The sequence below is a fragment of the Sphingopyxis sp. Root154 genome (genome assembly GCF_001427105.1).
Classification (GTDB): domain Bacteria; phylum Pseudomonadota; class Alphaproteobacteria; order Sphingomonadales; family Sphingomonadaceae; genus Sphingopyxis.
Map to the genome: position 1 here is coordinate 215215 of NZ_LMGI01000004.1, position 18534 is coordinate 233748.

Here is an 18534-nt window from a genome sequence, read left to right on the forward strand (position 1 = left end):
CCTTAGCCTTCGAGCGACGCGAGCGGGCTTTCGGCGCCGCCGACGCTGGCCTGCGCTTGGCTCGCACCCTCGGCGCGCGCGATATAGCCCTTCGACTTCGCGACCTCGCCCTCGAGCGTCGTCACCGTCGTCTTCATGCTGTCGAGCGCCTTCAGCTTGAAGGTGTCGATCGCATCCATCGTGTCATAAATGTTCTGGAACGCGCGCTGCAGGGTTTCCATCGGGATCGTGCTCGACGCCGCCTGCTCGTGGATGCGCGCGGTGTTGTCCTTCAGCATCTTCGACGTGCCGTCGATGATGTTCGCGGTCGTGGTATTGAGCGCGGTGATCTGCTCGAGCACCAGCTTCTGGTTCGTCATCGCCTGTGCGACGGTGATCGCGGTTTTCAGTGCGCCGACGGTAGTGGTCGAGGCGCGGTCGACGCCCTTCACCAGTTCGACATTATTCTTTTTGACGAGATCGAGCGCGAGATAGCCCTGCACCGTCACCGCCATCTGGGTGAGCAGGTCCTGCGTGCGCTGGCGTGCATAGAAGAGTGCGTTCTCGCGCAGCACCTTCGCTTTGGCGGGGTCGATGCCGTCGAGCTCGGTCGCCTTCGCCTCGAGCTTGGCATCGAGCGTGCCCGCGATGTGGACCATCTGCTCAAGCTTGCCCATCGCTTCCCACAGCTTACGGCGCTCGACGTCGATGGCGGCATTGTCCATCAACAGTTCGTCTTTGCCGTTCGACAGCGCGGTGAGCACGCCCGAGATATGCGTCTGCGCGCTGCGGTACTGCGCAAAATAATTGCCCACCTTGTTGCCGAGAATCTTGTCGAAAAAGCCGCGCTTCGTCAACAGCTTGCCGTTCGCCGAGGGGTCGAGCCGTTCGACGGTGTTGCGAAGCTCGATCAGGTTCATCCCGATATCGGTGTCGCGGTCCATCGCCTTGATCGGGCGGTCGAGGAAGCGGTTCGACTGGTTCGCCGCCTCCAGCATTTCCTTGCGGCCCATGTTGGTGATCTGGTCGACCTTTTGCCCGAAGGCGGGCGAATTGACGTCCTGCGCGACAAGATCGTCGATGAAGCCATCGACGCGTTCCTCGAGCTTCGATTTCTGTTCGGTCGACAGCGGCACCAGGCCGGCGGCCTTTTCGGGGGAAACTGCGGGCACGGGATCGGGCGGGGTCAGCTTCAACTCGTCGGTCGCGGTTGCCGTCGCGGTCAGTTCGCTCATTCGTCTTCCTTCCAGCCACCCACAGAGAGAATTTGGGCCGCCTGCCTATATGGCATGCGCATCTGTGTTATTCAAGCACCACACCCTGTTCCGACCGCAGCACCGGCGCGATCCATGCGGACAGGATCAGTTGCGCCATATGATAGACGAGGATCGGAACGAGCACCATGCCGGCGATGGCGGGCGGGAAAAGCGTCGCGGCGAGCGGCGCGCCGACCGCGATGCTCTTTTGCGCGCCCGAAAACAGCAGGGTGATGCGGTCGGGCCGCGCGAGCTTCAGCAGCCCCCCGAGCGCCCAGGCGCCGCCGAAAGAGAGTGCGAGCAGCACCGCAACCGCGGCGAGCACGATGGCGATCTCGCGCCCGTCGAGCAGGCTCCAGATCCCTGCGACGACGGCCGCCGAGAAGGCAACATAGACCGCGATTGCGATCGCGGTGCGGTCCATGAAGGTCGCGAGGCCGCGATGGGCGAGCACCCACGGCCGCAGCCAGCGCTGGACGAACTGGCCGGCAACGAAGGGCACGAGCAGGATCGAAACGATACGCAGCACCGCCTCGCCATGGATCTCGCCCGCGCTGCCCGCGAGCAGCGCAAAGAACAGCGGCGAGAGCGCGACCCCGCTGAGGTTGAGCAGCGCCGCCGCGACGACGCTCGCCGCGACATTGCCGCCGGCAAGGCTGCTCGCCGCGGTCGCCGACTGGACGGTCGAGGGCAGGATGCCGAGGAAGAGGAAACCGAGCGCGAGCGTCGCGGGGAGCAGCGGCGCGGTCGCCGCCTGCGCCGCGAGGCCGAGCAGCGCCATGAAGCCGAAACAGAAAGCGAGCGCGCTTCCCTGCAATTTCCAGTTGCGGATACCGTGCAGCACCTCTTCGCGCGGCAGGCGCACGCCGTTGAGGAAGAAGAGGAAGATGATCGCCGCGGTCGACAGCCCTCCCGCGATCGGCACCGCCGCGCCGCGCACCGGGAGCAGGCTCGCGAGCAGGATCGTCGCGAACAGGACGGGGACGAAGCGGTCGGGGAAGATGCGGGACAGCATTGGTGCGAGCGATGGCGGCGTCACGCGCGCTTGGCAAGGCCGCGCGAGACGATAGAGAGGCGTGATGGCCCATATCCTGATCCTCGCCGCGCTGCCCGAAGAGGCCGACGCGCTGTTTCCCGGCACTGGCGAACGCATCGGCGGATTATTTGCCCAACGGCGGCTCGCGGTGGGCGGCGATCGCCTCACCATCGCGACCTGCGGGCTCGGCAAGGTCAATGCCGCGCTTTGCGCGGGCACGTTGGCGGGCGATGCCGACATGCTGTTGATGACCGGCACCTGCGGATCGCTCGGCGCGGCCCCCGGTGCTTACTGGCTCGCCGAGGCGCTTCAGCATGATTATGGCGCGGTGCAGCCCGGCCTCTTCCGCCGCTACCGTGCGGGCGAATGGCCGATCGGCGAGGCCGGCGAGGCGCATTTTTCGGCGATGCCCGACCCCGGCCTCGGCCTGCCGCACGCGCGCATCGCGAGCGGCGACTCATTTGTCGCGTGTCCCGATGCCGCCGCCGATCTCTCCAGTCTCGGCGCGACATTGGTCGACATGGAAGTCGGCGCAGTGGCGCAGGTCGCGGCACGGCTGGGCAAGCCCTGGGCGGCAGTGAAAGCGGTCACTGACGAAGCGAATGGCGACAGCGCGGGCGATTTCCATGCCAATCTCGTCCGCGCCGCGCGCGTCGCCGGGCAAGCGATCGAGCGGCTGATCGTGACGATCTGACCGTCGCTTCGCCGTTCCGCGGCGATCGCGTTTGTGATAGGCTGGCGCCCGTATCGGCCGACGGAGAGACTCGTCATGCGCTATCGATCTTCACTATCCGTCGCCGCGGCCTGCGCGATCTTTGTCGCGCCGCTCGCCTTCGCGGCGGGAGGCGGCGGAGGCGGCGGCAGCGCGCCGCCGAGCCAGAGCGCCTACGACCCGACGGTCGATTACGAGAAAGGCGTCGACGCCTTCGCTTCGGGAAAATATGACGAAGCGGCGAAGGCCTTCAAAAAGGTCGTGTCCGCGGTGCCGAAGAACCCGCAGGCCAATTATCTGCTCGGCGCGAGCTATATGGCGCAGGGCGATTTCTCACGCGCGGTGAAGCCGCTCGAAGCCGCGGTGCGCTATGACGAAAAGATGGTCGACGCGCGCCGCGACCTGGGCATCACGCAGGCGAAGCTCGGCAAGGCCGAAAAGGCCGGCGAGCAGCTCGGCGCGCTGAAAGCGATTCAGGAAGGGTGCGCGGGGACGTGCGCCGATTCGGCGAAGCTCACCGATGCGATCGCCAAGCTGGAGGCGGCGGTTGCCGCGGGGCCGCAAGCGCAGAGTGCGGTCGAGCCCGAGGTGCGGCTGGCCGCGGCCGAGACGCTCGATGCGACTTATGTCGCGGCGGTGGGCTTGATCAACGAGCATCGCTACGAAGCTGCGATCGCCAAGCTCGACGCCGCGTTGTGGGCGGCGGGCCCGCACCCCGATGTGCTCACCTACCTGGGTTTCGCGAACCGCAAGCTGAAACGTTATGACGCGGCCGAAGCCTATTATCGCGAGGCGCTCGCCATCGCGCCGGCGCATCGCGGCGCGCTCGAATATTATGGCGAACTGAAACTCGAACGCGGCGACGTCGCGGGCGCGAGGGCGCATCTGGCAAAGCTGGAGGCGATCTGCGGTTTCGGCTGTCACGAAGTCGACGAGCTGAAGCGCTGGATTGCCGCGGGGCGCGCATCCGCAAGCTGATCGCGTTCGCGGCGCTGCTCCTCGGTGTCGCGGCGACGCCGGACAGCGCGCCGCCGGTTTTCGAGCAATTGCGCTGGACCGCGCCGGGGTCCGAGCTGGCGCTGCTGTCGACGCAAACCGCAACGTGTCTTGCCGGTCCCGACGATGCGCTCGTGCTCAGCGGCCGCGCCCTGTTCGGCGCGCCGACCTTGCTCGGCGGGCAGGCGGCGAAGGCGGGGCTGAGTTGCGCGAGTTGCCACATCAACGGGCGCGACAATCCGCATTTTCTGCTCGCAGGCGTGTCGGCGGTGCCGGGGACGGCCGACGTCACGAACAGTTTCTTCAGCGCGGCGCGCGGCAATGGCCGGTTCGACCCCGTCGTCATTCCCGACCTCGCGATGCCGGGAAAGGTCGCGCGCGATCCCGATGCGCGTGCGCTCGAAGCCTTTGTCCGCAACCTGATCGTCGAGGAATTCGGCGGACAGGAACCGACCCCCGCAATGCTCGACGTGCTGGCCACCTATGTTCGCGCGGTGCGCGCCTGCCCGGGCGAGCCGAGGATCGGGCGGGGTCTCGGCGATCAACTTTCGGCTATCGACGACGGCGTCGCGGGCGTGCGGCTGATGATCGATCGCGCCGACCTGCAAGGCGCGGCGCTGTCGATTGCGTCGATGCGCCATCAGCTCGGACTGATCGCCGAACGCTATGCGGGGCCGGGATTGGCGGAGGAGCGCGAAGGGTTGCTCGCCGCATCGCGCGCGTTGCAGGCGATCGGCGATGGCGACGCGGCGCGGATCGGGCCGGCGCTCGCGCGCTGGAAAGGCGACTTCGACACGGGGCTCGCGAAACGGCTGCGCGGCGCCGAGGGCCGCTCCCTGTACGATAGAAAGCGTCTGGCGGAATCGCTGCGCTAGTCCGCGCCATCGGCAATCATGTTGCGCCGCAGCACCACTTCTGTTAGGGGCGCGGCGTTTCGCGGCGCTCCGGGCGCTGCCCCCTTCCATCAAGGCTCTTCCGCATGTCTTTGCGCAATATTGCGATCATCGCCCACGTCGATCATGGCAAGACCACCCTCGTCGACCAGCTTTTCCGTCAGTCGGGCACGTTCCGCGACAACCAGCGCGTCGAAGAACGCGCGATGGATTCGAACGATCTCGAAAAGGAACGCGGGATCACGATCCTTGCGAAGTGCACCTCGGTCGAGTGGGGCGAAGGCGCCGACCTGACGCGCATCAACATCGTCGACACCCCGGGCCACGCCGACTTCGGCGGCGAGGTCGAGCGTATCCTCAGCATGGTCGACGGCGTCATCCTGCTCGTCGATGCGGCCGAAGGCCCGATGCCGCAGACCAAGTTCGTGACCGGCAAGGCGCTCGCGCTTGGCCTGAAGCCGATCGTCGTCGTCAACAAGATCGACCGCAGCGATGCGCGCGCCGCCGAAGTGCTCGACGAAGTGTTCGAACTGTTCCTGACGCTCGAAGCGAATGACGAACAGCTCGACTTCCCGATCCTCTATGCTTCGGGCCGCGGCGGCTATGCCTCGGAAAGCCCGGAAGCGCGCGAAGGCACGCTCGAGCCGCTTTTCAAGACGATCGTGTCGCACGTCCCGACCCCGGGCCTGCCCGAAGATGGTCCGTTCACCTTCCTTGCGACCCTGCTTGACCGCGACAATTTCATCGGCCGCATCCTGACCGGCCGCGTCCAGTCGGGCACGATCAAGGTCAACCAGCCGATCCATGCGATCGACATGGACGGCAAGATCATCGAAACCGGCCGCGCGTCGAAGCTGCTGGCGTTCCGCGGGCTCGAGCGCGTTCCGGTCGAGGAAGCGCGCGCGGGCGACATCGTCGCCATCGCGGGCCTCGCGCAGGCGACCGTCGCGAACACCATCGCCGACACCAGCGTCAGCGAGCCGATCGCCGCGCAGCCGATCGATCCGCCGACGCTGTCGATGCGCTTTGCGGTGAACGATTCGCCGATGGCGGGCCGCGAGGGCAGCAAGGTCACGAGCCGCATGATCCGCGACCGCCTGTTCCGCGAAGCCGAAACGAACGTCGCGATCCGCATCACCGAAAGCGCCGACAAGGACAGCTTCGAAGTCGCGGGCCGCGGCGAGCTTCAGCTCGGCGTGCTCATCGAAACGATGCGCCGCGAAGGCTTCGAACTCGGCATCAGCCGCCCGCGCGTGCTGTATGGCGAGGACGAGGCCGGCAAGCGCACCGAACCGTATGAAACCGTCGTCATCGACGTCGACGACGAGCACAGCGGCACGGTGGTCGAGAAGATGCAGATCCGCAAGGCCGACCTGACCGACATGCGCCCGTCGGGCGGCGGCAAGACGCGCATCACCTTCAGCGGCCCGTCGCGCGGCCTGATCGGCTATCACGGCGAATTCCTGTCCGACACGCGCGGCACCGGGATCATGAACCGCCTGTTCGAAAAATATGGCCCGCATAAGGGCCAGATCGCGGGCCGCCAGAACGGCGTGCTGATCTCGAACGGCAACGGCGAAGCCGTCGCCTATGCGCTCGGCCCGCTCGAAGAGCGCGGCATCCTCTTCGTCTCGCCCGGCGAGGCGCTCTATGAGGGCATGATCATCGGGGAAAATGCGAAGCCCGACGACCTCGAAGTCAACCCGATGAAGTCGAAGCAGCTCACGAACTTCCGTTCGACGGGCAAGGACGACGCGATCCGCCTGACCCCGCCCAAGCGCATGACGCTGGAGCAGGCGATCGCCTATATCGACGACGATGAAATGGTCGAAGTGACCCCGAAGAATATCCGCATCCGCAAGGCGCTGCTCGACCCGCACGAGCGCAAGAAAGCGTCGCGCAAGAAGGAAGCGGCATAAATCAGGCGCGCCAGGGCTTCGGCTCTGGCGCCGTGTTCCGACACGGTTCGGCCGGACTACGCGGTTCAACCTTTCTTCACATCGCCGCTATACGCCTCTGTCCTTCTGCGATGGAGGGAATGGGCGATGACGATGCGTGCGGAAATCGAACGGTTGACGACCGAGCATAGCCGGCTGCTTGCCCTGGCGACCACGCTGGGACGCCATGTGCGCGGCGCATTTCCCGCCGATCGTGCCGCGCTCGACGATTTTCACGGCGTGCGCACCCAATTGCGCAACCAGCTGATCGCGCACCTGAAACGCGAAGATTGGGTGCTCTACCCCTCGATGCTCGCCAGCGACGATGCCCGGCTGGCCGCGACGGCGCAGGATTTCGCCGACGAAATGGGCCATATTTCCGAAGCGTTCAGCGCCTATAGCCGCCAATGGCTCCCCGATACGATCGCCGCCGACTGGCCCGGCTATTGCGCCGCGACCAAGGGCATCCTGGGCGCGCTGGCCCAGCGTATCGAGCGCGAGGACAGCGAACTCTACCCGCTGGCATCGACTGTCGAGGCGGTCGATGCCGCGGTGCCGGCGGCCGCGCCACCGCCCGTTTCCTTCGGCGCCGCCGGCGCGGGCGATGGGGCAGGGGTCGCTCGGGGCTGAGTCGATCGATCGCCGAATGAGCGTGATTGATTGGCGCATTGGTGAATGCGAGCTAGAGGCGTGCGATGCTTCGCCTGACCGAACTCCCGCTTCCGCTGCACCATGCGCCGGAGGATTTGCCCGCCGCGATCTGCAAGCGGCTGCGCATTTCCCCGCGCGAACTGGTGCGCCATGTCGTCGCGCGCCGCGCGCATGATGCGCGCGACAAGACGAACATCAAGCTGATCTATTCGGTCGACGTGAATGTGAAGGACGAGGGCGCGGTGCTCGCGCGTTTTCGCAAGGACCGCAATGTCCAGCAGACCCCGAACACTGCCTATAAATTCATCACGCAGGCGCCGAAGGGCATCAAACGGCCGGTCGTCGTCGGCGCGGGGCCGTGCGGGCTGTTCGTCGGGCTGATCCTCGCGCAGATGGGGTTCCGCCCGATCATCCTCGACCGCGGCAAGGTCGTGCGCGAGCGCACCAAGGACACGTGGGATCTGTGGCGGCGCGGCGTGCTCCATCCCGAATCGAACGTCCAGTTCGGCGAGGGCGGCGCGGGCACCTTTTCCGACGGCAAGCTCTACAGCCGGATCAAGGACCCGCGGCATCTCGACCGCAAGGTGCTGACCGAGTTCGTCAAGGCGGGCGCGCCGCCCGAAATCCTGACCGAGGCGCACCCGCATATCGGCACGTTCCGGCTGGTGACGATGGTCGAAAGCCTGCGCGAGACGATCGAGGGGCTGGGCGGCGAATATCGCTGGCAGCACAAGGTCGACGGGCTCGATATCGTGACCGACGGGGCGGGCGAGCGCCGCGTCCAGGGCCTGCACCTGGCGGGCGGCGAGTATATCGAGGCCGACCGCGTCATCTTCGCCGTCGGCCACAGCGCGCGCGACACCTTCGCGATGCTGCACGCGGCGGGGGTGCATGTCGAGGCGAAGCCCTTTTCGATCGGCGTCCGCATCGAGCATCCGCAATCGTGGATCGATACCTCGCGCTTCGGCGCGGATGCGGGCAACCCGATCCTCGGCGCCGCCGAATATCATATCTCGCACCACTGCAAGAACGGGCGAACCGTCTACAGCTTCTGCATGTGCCCCGGCGGCACCGTCGTCGCCGCGACCTCCGAGGAAGGCCGCGTCGCGACCAACGGCATGAGCCAATATTCGCGCAACGAGCGCAACGCCAATTCGGGCTTCGTCGTCGCGATCGACCCAGCGCGCGACTATCCCGGCGATCCGCTCGCCGGCCTCGCCTTCCAGCGGCACTGGGAATCGCTCGCCTTTGTCGCGGGCGGATCGAACTATAAAGCGCCCGCGCAGCGCGTCGGCGATTTCCTCGCGGGGCGCCCGTCGACCGCGCTCGGCAGCGTCGTCCCATCGTATCGCCCCGGCGTCACGCCGACCGACCTCGCGGCGTGCCTGCCCGATTTCGCCGTCGAAGCGATGCGCGAGGCGATCCCGGTGTTCGGGCGCCAGATCGCGGGATATGACCATCCCGACGTGGTGATGACGGGGGTCGAGACGCGCACCTCGTCGCCGGTGCGCTTTACCCGCGGCGACGATTTTCAGAGCCTGAACACCGCCGGGCTGTTCCCCGCGGGCGAGGGCGCGGGCTATGCCGGGGGCATCTTGTCGGCGGCGGTCGACGGCATCAAGGTTGCCGAGGCGGTCGCGCGGAGTTTGATGCCATGACGCTGATCTTGTTCAACAAGCCGTGGGGCGTGCTCAGCCAGTTCACCGACAAGAGCATGACCGCGAGCGGAGCGGGGGGCGATGGCGGCCCGCGCGCGACGCTGTCCGACTATATCGACGTCCCCGGTGTCTATCCGGCGGGGCGGCTCGATCGCGACAGCGAAGGCCTGCTGATCCTGACCGACGACGGCGCGCTGCAGGCGCGGATTTCGTCGCCGAAGCACAAGACGCCCAAAACCTATCTGGCGCAGGTCGAGGGCGAGCCCGTCGCCACCGCGCTGGAGGCGCTGCGCCGCGGCGTCACGCTGAACGACGGCCCGACGCGGCCCGCGACCGTCCGCCGCATCGACCCGCCGCTGCTGTGGGACCGCGACCCGCCGGTGCGATACCGCAAGAGCGTGCCCGACAGCTGGATCGAGCTGACGATCACCGAAGGCCGCAACCGCCAGGTCCGCCGCATGACCGCCGCGGTCGGCTATCCGACGCTGCGGCTGGTGCGCTGGCGAATCGGGGGATGGGAGCTTGGCGAGCTGGCGCCGGGGGAGTGGCGGGAGGTCGGGTGACAGGCAAACGGCGAATGGCCGGTTGCGGTCAGGCAGACAGCAGGCGGTGCTCGCACTTGTCAAAGGTCTGGCGCGCCTCTATCTCCCGCGAACGCAGCCCCGGGCCCCTTGACCAGCGGACGCCACCACCAAAGATTGCTTCAGCTGAGCCCTGTTCCAGCCACTCCCTATGTCGAACAGCTCAGCATCGGGGCGGGGCGCCGCACGCTTGCCATAAGCCTGGCGGTTCTGATCCCCGCGCTCCTGCTGCTCCTGCTGCTCTCCTTTGGTTTTGAAACCGAGCCCGACTATCGGGAGGCGCGCGTCAGCGTGGTGAGCCTCGAGGCCAGCCAGATTTCAGAGGAAACGCCCGAACCGAGCAGCGCGGAGCGCGAGCAGACCGAAGAGCCGCCCGTGCCGCCGCAGCCAGCACCCGAAGAACCGTTGCCCCCGCGTGCCGTGGAACCGAAGGTCCCGCCGATCATCAAGACGCCGGCCGAACAGCCGCCCGCGCCGGTGCTTCCCCTGACTCCCGTTCGTCCCCCGAGCGGGAAGGTCTATGGGCCGCCCAACACCGGCGGCTCCTCCGCCTCGCGCGACACGGAACGGGTGGGGACGGCTCCCAATGGCGAGCCGCTCTATGCGGCGGCCTGGTATCGCGAGCCGAGAGACGACGAGCTTCGCGGCTATTTGTCGACCGCCAGCGGGCCCGGCTGGGGACTGATCGCTTGCCGCACCGCGCCCGATTATCGCGTCGAAGATTGCGTCGGGCTCGACGAATATCCGAACGGATCGCAGATCAATCGCGCAGTGCTCGCCGCGGCGTGGGCGTTCCAGGTGCGGCCGCCGCGCCTTGGTGGACGGCCGCTGGTGGGCGCCTGGGTCCGGATCAGGATCGATTACGGGGTTAGGCGACGTTAGGATCAGGCGAAGCTATCGACGGCGATCCGTGGCATGATTGCAGCCGGCTCGAAAGGCGCCGCGCGCCGCGCTTCGGGGCCATTCTTCCGCCATATTTCAGGGTGAGGATCGGGTTTCAGGGAGGGAGCATCCAATGACCATGAGATCCATCGCTGCATCGCTCGCGCTGCTGTCCTGCTGCGCATCGCCGCTACACGCCCAGACGATCGGGGGCAGCTCACATCCGAACGGCGCCGGCCCCGTCGCGACGGGGGGATTCGTCGGCGCGCGCCTTCGCATCCCGCTCGGCGGAACGAAAAGCGACGAGGCAAGGAAGCTTCGCGCGAGCCTGACGGTGGCGCCCATGCAGCGGAGCGACGGGGCGGGGCTGAAAGGACCTGCGTGGCGCATCGGCGAGGGGCTCGAGTTCGGCTTCTCGGGCGATGAGCGATCGCCGCATGTCTCGCTCGCCGGGCAGCGGCTGACGCGGACGTCTTATGCGCCCGGCCGGCCGACGCCGACGAAGGGGCGCAGCAATATGTCCGACGCCGGGACCGTGGCGGTGGTCGTCGGCGGTCTCGCGCTCCTTGCGGGGATCGGACTGCTCGTCGCCCTCGATGCGTCGGACGATCCCGACCGCTGCTGCGAATAGCTGCGGTCAGGCCGCCACGGCGACGGGTGCGGGTTTTGCGGCGACGACCGATCGGCGCCGCGCCCAGAGGATCAGGAACAGCCCGCCCGCGACCAGCGCCGCGTTGACGATCCATGCCATGCCATCCGCCGCAGCGATCCCGCCGCGCAGCGCGAGATGCGTCGCGGCGGCGAGCAGGATCAGCGCGCCGGTCGTCACGCTGCCGACGGCCGAAAGCTTTTCGGCGGAGAGGCGGATCGCGGCGAGCAGGAAGGCGAGGCTGACGATCAGCCAGGTCGCGATCGTCGGGACGATGGTGCCCGCGACCAGCGCGGCGAGAGCGGCGGCGGCGATACCCGCGGGCTGGCCCCAGACGGTCGCGGCCCACGCGCGCTCCCAGCCGGGCGCGGGGTGGCCCTTGTCGCGGCGGCGCGCGAGCCAGATGTTCACCCCGCTCGCGGCGAGATAGGTGAGGCCGAGGCCGAGCGCGAAATAGACGATCTTGACGATTCCGCCGCCGAACCAGCCGAAGTGAAGCGTGCCGGCAGAGGCGAGGATGTCTTCGCCGAGGTTGTTCGTTGCCGCCTGTTTTTCGTTATAGATCGTCGCGTCGCGGCGGAAGGCATAGCTGTCGGTGCCGGCGAGCCGGTCCGGATGCTTGACGTTGAACAGCGCCGCGCCGCCCGTTTCGGTCGGATGTTCGGTGAAGACATATTCGATGCGGCCGCCATCCTGCGGCAGCTTGGCGAACATCGGCCGGAGGTCGAGCACTGGCGCGGGGCGCGGGTCGTCGACCGGCGGCGCGGGGATGAACAGCGCATAGACCTTGTTCACGTCGCCGTTGAACATCGCCATGCCGAGCACCCCGACGATGATCGTCGTGAGCCCGAGGAAGGCGCCGGTCAGCGAGATGATGATGTGGAAGGGCAGCGCCCACACGCCGAGCCGGTTGTGGAGGTCGGCCTCTTGCAGTCGCTTCGATCCGCCGAGCCGGAGGTGGAAGGCGTCGCGGAAGATGCGCGGGTGCGCGAGGATGCCCGAGATGAGCGACGACAGCAAAGCGACGCCGATCAGCCCGACGAGGAAGCCGCCCCACGTCTGCGGCAGGTGGAGGTTGATGTGGAGGCGCGTGATGAACTCGGTCCACGCGAAGGCGCTGCCTTCGACGATCTGCCCTTTGGCATCGGCGACATATTGGCGGTCCTCCGCGGCATCGACATAGAGCAAGAGGCGTGGGAAATCGGCCGAGGGGAGGGTGATATAGACATGCTCGACCCCGGGGCCGCCCCACGCGATCGCGCCTTCGAAAGCGGTCTGGACTGCGTCGGGGGTGACGTCGGCGACCTGCGGCGCGGCCGCGCTTTCCCAGCGCCGGAACTCGTGCGCGAAGACCGCGATGCTGCCCGAGAGGCAGACAAGGTAGATGAGCGCGGCGAAGGCGAGGCCGAGCGAACTGTGCCCGCGGAGCACTGCGCGGACGAAGCCCGCGGGGATGCGTGACATGAGGTCTCCCCGCTTCTTTTCGGCAGGTTTTCGGGGCTTCGGAGTGGAAGTGGTCATGCGAAGCCCTTCACGATGGCGGCGGTGAAACTGGCAATGGCGACGCCGACGAGCACGGCGGTCGCGCGGAGGATGCGGTTGTCGGCGAGCGTCCACGCCATGCACGCTCCCCATGCGACGGGGACGATCATCCCGCCGACGACGAGCCGCGTCTGCTGTTCGCCGGGGACGAGCGCGGCGTAAGCAATGCCGACGCCCATCGCGGCGATCATCCCGATCGGTCCGGCGAGCAGCCAGCGCAAGGTCTCGCGCCATTTGGTGGTCGCGCGGTCGGAGGGTTCGGGGGCGAGGCTTTCGCGCGCGGCGCGCGCGGCCCGCGCGACCTTGATGCTGTAGCCCGATGCAACGATAGCGAGCGCGGCGACCGAGAAAAGCGCCAACGCGATGAAGGCTCCGCGCGCGGTGCCGAGAGCCCATATCGGGCGGATGAATGACGCGGCGATCAACAGCCAGCCGCCGAGCACCCAGCCGCGACCGCGCGTATCGCGCGCGCCCCAGGATTGGCGCAGCATCCACACGCCGGTCCCGACGCCGATCACCGTCAGCAGAGCCGGCACTAGCGGCGAGCTGTCTTCCATCATCTATCCCCCTTATCGTCCTACTATTGACATGCATTCGCAATAGCAATAGCGGCCCGTTCGATAGCGACATGGGGAGTCCTTCGCAATGACCAAGATTTTCAATCCGGTGCTTCTGTTGCTGCTGGCGGGTGCGGCCATGCCGGCTTACGCCGAGGACGCTGCCGTCGATGCAGAGGCGGTCGAGGCCGGTGGCGCGAGCAACGAGATTGTCGTCACGGGCATGAAATTCGACCGGACGTTGCAGGACACGCCCGAAAGCGTGAAGGTGTTCACGTCCGAAGAGATCGAGCGCCAGAATCTGGTCAGCGTCTATGACCTGATCGACCGCACCGCGAACCTCTCCTCGACCTTTGCCAAATCGGGTTTCAACATCCGCGGCATTTCGAACACCAATGTCTCGGGCTATGGTTTCGGCGACCTCGCAACGATCTATCTCGACGGATCGCCGCTCCCCAGCGAAGCGGCGGCGGGCGGGCCGCTCGACCTGTGGGATCTCGACCAGGCCGAAATCTTGCGCGGGCCGCAATCGACCTTGCAGGGACGCAACGCGCTCGCAGGCGCGATCATCCTCAAGACCGCCGACCCGAGCTTCGACTGGCGCGGCAAGGCGCGCGCGATGATCGCCGACGCCGACGGTGAGTACCGCCTGGCCGCTGCGGTCGGCGGGCCGATCATCGACGATGTGCTGGCGTTTCGCGTCGCGGGCGAACTGGCGCGCGGCGACGGCCTTATCAAGAACCGCCTGACCGGCGGCCATTACGCGCGGACGAACAGCGAGGTGGTACGCGCCAAATTGCTGTTCACCCCCGCGGGTGCCGACGGGGTCCAGATCAAGGCATCTTACCTCTATGACCGCCATTTCGGAAACGACGGGCGCGGTTATGTGTTCAGCGACGTGCCCGATGCGTGGGACAACCGCCATGTCCTCGCCAACCGGCCGACCTTTACGCGGACCAGCGCCGACCTGTTCACCTTCGACGTGACGCTGCCGATCGGCGATGTCTTCACCCTGTCGTCGGTGAGCACCTACAACCACCTCAAGACCTTCTCGACCTATGACGGCGAGCTGCGCGCCGAGGACGAGTCCTATGGCGATTTCGCGACCAACCAGAAAATCTATAGCCAGGAACTGCGGCTGACCTTCGACAGCGGACCGCTGCAGGGGCTGCTCGGCGGCTATTATTCGCGGACGAAGAATCCGGCGTCGGATTCGAACAGCACTTTCAGCCTCGACCCCGATGCCGACCTGGGGCTGACCCCGCAGGTCGCGGCGCTGCTCCAGAGCCAGTTCGGGCTGCCGGCCGATCAGGCGCTGGCCTTTGCGCAGCAGGCGCGCGCGCTCTACCCGCCGCGCATCTTCATCTCGTCGGATCAGCGCTATGCGGTCGATATCGAGACGATGGCGCTGTTCGGCGACGCGAACTGGGAAGTTGCACCGGGGCTGAAACTGCTCGCGGGCTTCCGTTACGATCATGAGCGGCAGAAGGTCGCGAACGACAATGTCGTGATCCTCAACACCCCGTTGCCCGACCCCGCCAACCCGCTGTTCAGCCCGCTGATGGCGGGCATCGTACAGACGATCAACGGCCTGCTGCGCCAGCAGGTCGCCAATGCCAACAGCGCCGGGCCCGAATCGACGACGACCTACAAGGCGTTCCTGCCCAAGGGCGGGATTTCGTGGGAGATCGCGCCCGACAAGACATTGAGCGCCATCGTCCAGCGCGGCTATCGTTCGGGCGGCAGCGGGGTTAATCCGGGGCGCGCGACGACGCATGTCTATGATCCCGAATATACGTGGAATTACGAACTGTCGCTGCGTACGCAATGGCTCGACCGTCGGCTGACGCTCAACGCCAACGCCTTCTACGTCGACTGGAAGGACCAGCAGGTCTATGTCCAGCTGTCGGACAATGTCTATGATTACGAGACGCAGAATGCCGGCAGTTCGCGCGTCTGGGGTTTCGAGGTCGAGAGCGATTTCGACGTAACCGAGCGGCTGAACCTCTATGGTTCGGTCGGCTATGCGAACAGCAAATTCCTCGATTTCCAGACGACCAACGGTCAGGTGCTCGACCTGTCGGGCTTCGAATTCGCCAATGCGCCGCGCTGGACCTGGGCGGCGGGGCTCGACTGGCGGCACCCGTCGGGTTTCAGCGCCAACCTCAACGTCAATTATCGCGGCGCGCAGTTCCAGGACATCCGCGACCAGAGCACAGGGCGCGACCTGCCCTCGCGCACTTTGGTCAATGCCAAGGTCGGGTATAGCAACGACAATTTCGGGGCCTATCTGGTCGCGACGAACATCTTCGACGATGAATATTACGACTATCAGTATGAAAACGCCGGCCGGATGCAGGCGCTGTTCGGCGAACCGCGGATGATCGGGCTGACCTTCGAAGGTCGGTTCTGACAGGACCGAGCCGGCATCCGGCGCTGTATGCGCCAGATGCCGGCTGCGACGAGGATCAGAACTTCAGGCGGGCGCCGACATAGAATTGACGGCCATTGTCATAGATCGCGCGCGGGCGGGCGCGGGTGCCCGAATATTGCACGATCTCTTCGTTGGTCAGGTTGATCGCGTCCGCGGTCAGCGCGATATTGTCGGTAATATTGACGCTGACCGACGCATCGAGCGACGAGAGCGACGCCTGATTGAGCGGCGCTGCGCGGTCGATGTCGATGAAGAATTTCGACCGGTAGTTGTAAGACAGCCGCGCGCTGATCAGGTCGTTCTCGAAATAGCCCGTCAGGTTGAGCGAGTGCTTCGAATTGCCGGGGATCGGATCGCCGTTGTTCGCCTTGGCGTCGGAGTAGGTGTAGTTCGCGACCGCGCCGAAGCCGCCCCAGATCGGCCGCGACACCTGGAATTCGAAGCCCTGGTTGCGGCCGCCGTCGCCATTGGTGCGGCGGTTGATCTGATAGGGACAGTTGAACAGGTTCGGGTTGCCGCCGCCCGCCGCGACGCAGCCCGCGGGCTGCGACCCCGGCACGAAGACGCTCGGCAGGATTTCGGTCGAGGTGGTGTTGACGATGTACGACTGGATATCCTTGTAGAATGCGGCGAGCGCGACGATCGTCTCGCGGTCCGGATACCATTCGATCGACAGGTCATACTGGTTGGCGCGGTACGGATCGAGGTTCGGATCGCCGCCGCGCCCGGTCAGCAAGGTGCCGTTGAGGTCGACGCCGGGGGTGATGTCGACGAAGTCGGGGCGCGTCACCGTCTTGCCCGCGGCGAAGCGCAGCACGACCTGGTCCGACAGGTCGACCGACAGGTTCGCGCTCGGCAAGATGTCGGTGTACGAACGTTTCGCCCGCGAAGGGGTGAAGCCGCCGAACGGGTTGGTGAACTCGGGGTTCGCGCCGCCGATGATGAAGCCGTCGGAGGTCTGCTTCGTCTCGATCACGCGCACGCCGACATTGCCGCGCCAACCGTCGCCGCCGAATTTGGCGAGGCCGTATCCGCCCCACGCCTTTTCGTTGATCGAATAGGTGTTGCCGGGGACGAGGAAACGGTCGGTTCCGGGCGACGTCGCCGCGCCATAGATCGCGCGCAGCTTCGCGGGATCGACGCGCCAGTAATCCTTGAGCGTGCCGGGCGACGCGATATTGTCGAGGAAGTCGCCGGGCATACCGCTGCCGGTCGCGAAATCGGCCGAGGTGCAAGCGACGCCGTTGCAGCGCAGGCCGGGGGTAAACACGCCGCCGTTGGTCGCGAAGCGTTCGGCGACACGGTCGTGATCGGTGTATTTGACCCCGAATTTGAGCGCGGTCATCGGGCCCCATTCGACCTGTTTTTCGACGTCGAGGTAGAAATATTTCTCCTCATCCTCGTTGGTGACCGACTGAATGCGCGCGAAGTCGGGACGGATGCCGAGCGGATTGAGGGGGTTGGGGTTCGAGAAATTGACTTCGGGCCGGCCGCTGCGCAGGTCGTAGCTGAAGGCGCCGGGGCCGGCGAACTCGATGAAATTCTCGTTGCTCGTGTCGCCGTTCGCCTTGGTCCAGCCACCCTTGAAATGCACCGACAGGCTGTCGGTCGGGCGGTACGTCAGGTCGAAGTCGGCCGAGACGGTCTTGGCGACCGCCTGCCGGTCGATCGCGTCATAGACGACGCCAAAGCCCGTCGTGCCGCCCGTTGCCGACGCGATATTGCCCGCAACCGCGACGCCGTCCTCGACCACCGCACCCGTGATCGTGCCGCCGCCGCCGAGCGCCTGTTCGCCCCATGCGATATAATTCTGGTTGAAGTTGTCGGCGTTGAAGCGCGAATAGAGCCCGGTGATGTTGATCTCGAGCTCGTCCGACGGGCGGAACTGGATGCCGATATTGGCGCCGTAGCGTTCGCGGTCCTGTTCGAACATCGTCGAGCCGATCAAGGTCGGGACGAGCGCGCTCTGTCCGCCGCCGACGGGGAAGGAGCGGTAGCCGAAGATTTCGAGCCCGTCGCGGCGCGTGCGGCGCTTCTGGTAGATCGCGCCGACAAGCACACCGAAGGTCTCATCGGCATTCTTCCAGCTGATGAGGCCCGAGACCTGCGGGTCGACCTTGCCTGACAAATCGGAATAAGCGGCCTGCGCCGATGCCGACAGCGTGAGCGGGTCGAGGTCGAGCGGGTTGCGCGTGATGACATTGATCGTGCCGCCGACCCCGCCTTCCTCGACATCGGCCTGCGGGCTTTTATACACTTCGAGGCGGCCGATGATCTCGGCGGGCAGGGTGAGGTAGTTGAAGCTGCGCGTCGAGGCGACCTGGTCGAGAATGAACCAGTCGGCGGTCGCGACGCTGTGGCCGTTGAGGAGGGTCTTGGTCAGGTTCGGTGCGGTGCCGCGCAGCGAGACGCGCTCCCCCTCGCCGAACTCGCGGTTGACGACGATGCCCGGAACACGCTGGAGCGCCTCGGCGACATTCTTGTCGGGAAATTTGCCGACGTCCTCGGCGGTGACGACATCGGCGATCACCGACAGGTCGCGTTTGGCATCGATCGCTTCGCGGAGCGATCCGCGGATGCCGGTGACAACGATTTCGCTCTCTGCCGCATCGGCGGCGGAGGCAGTGGTGGAAGTCTGGGCGTGGGCCGCGCTAACGGCAAAAAGCATCGTACCAATGCTGGCCGAAGCGAGCAGATATCTTGCATTGGTCATGTCGTGTCTCCCTCTTTTTGATCTTAGATCGTGTTTTGCTCTAATTTTGAGGGAAATT

At 66.2% G+C, this 18534-nt stretch carries 15 protein-coding genes; 10 read left to right on the forward strand and 5 right to left on the reverse strand.

The genetic code is table 11. The features are described from left to right. Nucleotides 1-2: 2 nt before the first annotated feature. Both ASD73_RS20715 and ASD73_RS20720 read right to left on the reverse strand, forming a co-directional pair. Nucleotides 3-1214 carry a toxic anion resistance protein gene (locus ASD73_RS20715; protein WP_056367860.1) on the reverse strand — a complete coding sequence of 404 codons (1212 nt, stop codon included), beginning with the start codon at nucleotides 1212-1214 and terminating at the stop codon, nucleotides 3-5. 67 nt (nucleotides 1215-1281) lie between these two features. Continuing rightward, a complete protein-coding gene (locus tag ASD73_RS20720; protein WP_056367861.1) occupies nucleotides 1282-2250 on the reverse strand; it encodes a bile acid:sodium symporter family protein in 969 nt (322 codons plus the stop codon). 64 nt (nucleotides 2251-2314) lie between these two features. Between ASD73_RS20720 and ASD73_RS20725 the strand changes: the two genes are divergently transcribed. From ASD73_RS20725 to ASD73_RS20765, 9 genes are all read left to right on the forward strand, one after another. After that, the gene (locus tag ASD73_RS20725) at nucleotides 2315-2965 is read left to right on the forward strand and encodes a 5'-methylthioadenosine/S-adenosylhomocysteine nucleosidase family protein (protein WP_056367863.1); all 651 of its coding nucleotides are present in this window, start codon (nucleotides 2315-2317) and stop codon (nucleotides 2963-2965) included. A 75-nt stretch (nucleotides 2966-3040) separates the two neighbouring features. Further along, complete coding sequence (locus ASD73_RS20730; RefSeq protein ID WP_056367865.1) at nucleotides 3041-3961, forward strand: tetratricopeptide repeat protein; 921 nt, start codon at nucleotides 3041-3043, stop codon at nucleotides 3959-3961. A gap of 68 nt (nucleotides 3962-4029) precedes the next feature. Further along, nucleotides 4030-4854, forward strand: coding sequence for a hypothetical protein (locus tag ASD73_RS20735; RefSeq protein WP_056367867.1), 825 nt, complete (start codon nucleotides 4030-4032; stop codon nucleotides 4852-4854). Between the two features lie 104 nt (nucleotides 4855-4958). Further along, a complete protein-coding gene (gene typA / locus ASD73_RS20740; protein ID WP_056367869.1) occupies nucleotides 4959-6791 on the forward strand; it encodes a translational GTPase TypA in 1833 nt (610 codons plus the stop codon). 126 nt (nucleotides 6792-6917) lie between these two features. Then, nucleotides 6918-7439: a hemerythrin domain-containing protein gene (locus ASD73_RS20745; protein ID WP_056367870.1), complete on the forward strand. Its 522-nt coding sequence runs from the start codon at nucleotides 6918-6920 to the stop codon at nucleotides 7437-7439. Between the two features lie 65 nt (nucleotides 7440-7504). Next, complete coding sequence (locus tag ASD73_RS20750; RefSeq protein ID WP_056367872.1) at nucleotides 7505-9118, forward strand: NAD(P)/FAD-dependent oxidoreductase; 1614 nt, start codon at nucleotides 7505-7507, stop codon at nucleotides 9116-9118. After that, on the forward strand, nucleotides 9115-9681 hold the full coding sequence (locus ASD73_RS20755; protein WP_056367875.1) for a pseudouridine synthase: 567 nt from the start codon (nucleotides 9115-9117) through the stop codon (nucleotides 9679-9681). The genes ASD73_RS20750 and ASD73_RS20755 overlap by 4 nt, the downstream gene beginning before the upstream one ends. A 135-nt stretch (nucleotides 9682-9816) precedes the next feature. Further along, the gene (locus tag ASD73_RS20760) at nucleotides 9817-10581 is read left to right on the forward strand and encodes a hypothetical protein (protein ID WP_056367877.1); all 765 of its coding nucleotides are present in this window, start codon (nucleotides 9817-9819) and stop codon (nucleotides 10579-10581) included. A 133-nt stretch (nucleotides 10582-10714) separates the two neighbouring features. After that, complete coding sequence (locus tag ASD73_RS20765; RefSeq protein WP_056367879.1) at nucleotides 10715-11212, forward strand: hypothetical protein; 498 nt, start codon at nucleotides 10715-10717, stop codon at nucleotides 11210-11212. 6 nt (nucleotides 11213-11218) lie between these two features. On the opposite strand, the gene ASD73_RS20770 is transcribed toward ASD73_RS20765, so the two are convergent. Together ASD73_RS20770 and ASD73_RS20775 are read right to left on the reverse strand one after the other, a co-directional pair. Next, complete coding sequence (locus ASD73_RS20770; RefSeq protein WP_056367881.1) at nucleotides 11219-12694, reverse strand: PepSY-associated TM helix domain-containing protein; 1476 nt, start codon at nucleotides 12692-12694, stop codon at nucleotides 11219-11221. Between the two features lie 53 nt (nucleotides 12695-12747). Continuing rightward, nucleotides 12748-13332 carry a hypothetical protein gene (locus tag ASD73_RS20775; RefSeq protein WP_156377493.1) on the reverse strand — a complete coding sequence of 195 codons (585 nt, stop codon included), beginning with the start codon at nucleotides 13330-13332 and terminating at the stop codon, nucleotides 12748-12750. Between the two features lie 85 nt (nucleotides 13333-13417). On the opposite strand from ASD73_RS20775, the gene ASD73_RS20780 reads away from it, so the two are divergent. Beyond that, the gene (locus ASD73_RS20780; RefSeq protein WP_056367886.1) at nucleotides 13418-15742 is read left to right on the forward strand and encodes a TonB-dependent receptor; all 2325 of its coding nucleotides are present in this window, start codon (nucleotides 13418-13420) and stop codon (nucleotides 15740-15742) included. A 55-nt stretch (nucleotides 15743-15797) separates the two neighbouring features. On the opposite strand, the gene ASD73_RS20785 is transcribed toward ASD73_RS20780, so the two are convergent. Continuing rightward, nucleotides 15798-18476 carry a TonB-dependent receptor gene (locus ASD73_RS20785; RefSeq protein WP_056367888.1) on the reverse strand — a complete coding sequence of 893 codons (2679 nt, stop codon included), beginning with the start codon at nucleotides 18474-18476 and terminating at the stop codon, nucleotides 15798-15800. Nucleotides 18477-18534 lie beyond the last annotated feature (58 nt).

Coding starts and splice junctions, on each gene's coding strand:
- ASD73_RS20745 (WP_056367870.1), top strand. CDS start 6,918: ATGACGATGCGTGCGGAAATCGAACGGTTGACGACCGAGCATAGCCGG.
- ASD73_RS20775 (WP_156377493.1), bottom strand. CDS start 13,332: ATGATGGAAGACAGCTCGCCGCTAGTGCCGGCTCTGCTGACGGTGATC.
- ASD73_RS20720 (WP_056367861.1), bottom strand. CDS start 2,250: ATGCTGTCCCGCATCTTCCCCGACCGCTTCGTCCCCGTCCTGTTCGCG.
- ASD73_RS20780 (WP_056367886.1), top strand. CDS start 13,418: ATGACCAAGATTTTCAATCCGGTGCTTCTGTTGCTGCTGGCGGGTGCG.
- ASD73_RS20755 (WP_056367875.1), top strand. CDS start 9,115: ATGACGCTGATCTTGTTCAACAAGCCGTGGGGCGTGCTCAGCCAGTTC.
- ASD73_RS20770 (WP_056367881.1), bottom strand. CDS start 12,694: ATGTCACGCATCCCCGCGGGCTTCGTCCGCGCAGTGCTCCGCGGGCAC.
- ASD73_RS20725 (WP_056367863.1), top strand. CDS start 2,315: ATGGCCCATATCCTGATCCTCGCCGCGCTGCCCGAAGAGGCCGACGCG.
- ASD73_RS20785 (WP_056367888.1), bottom strand. CDS start 18,476: ATGACCAATGCAAGATATCTGCTCGCTTCGGCCAGCATTGGTACGATG.
- ASD73_RS20750 (WP_056367872.1), top strand. CDS start 7,505: ATGCTTCGCCTGACCGAACTCCCGCTTCCGCTGCACCATGCGCCGGAG.
- typA (WP_056367869.1), top strand. CDS start 4,959: ATGTCTTTGCGCAATATTGCGATCATCGCCCACGTCGATCATGGCAAG.
- ASD73_RS20765 (WP_056367879.1), top strand. CDS start 10,715: ATGACCATGAGATCCATCGCTGCATCGCTCGCGCTGCTGTCCTGCTGC.
- ASD73_RS20715 (WP_056367860.1), bottom strand. CDS start 1,214: ATGAGCGAACTGACCGCGACGGCAACCGCGACCGACGAGTTGAAGCTG.
- ASD73_RS20730 (WP_056367865.1), top strand. CDS start 3,041: ATGCGCTATCGATCTTCACTATCCGTCGCCGCGGCCTGCGCGATCTTT.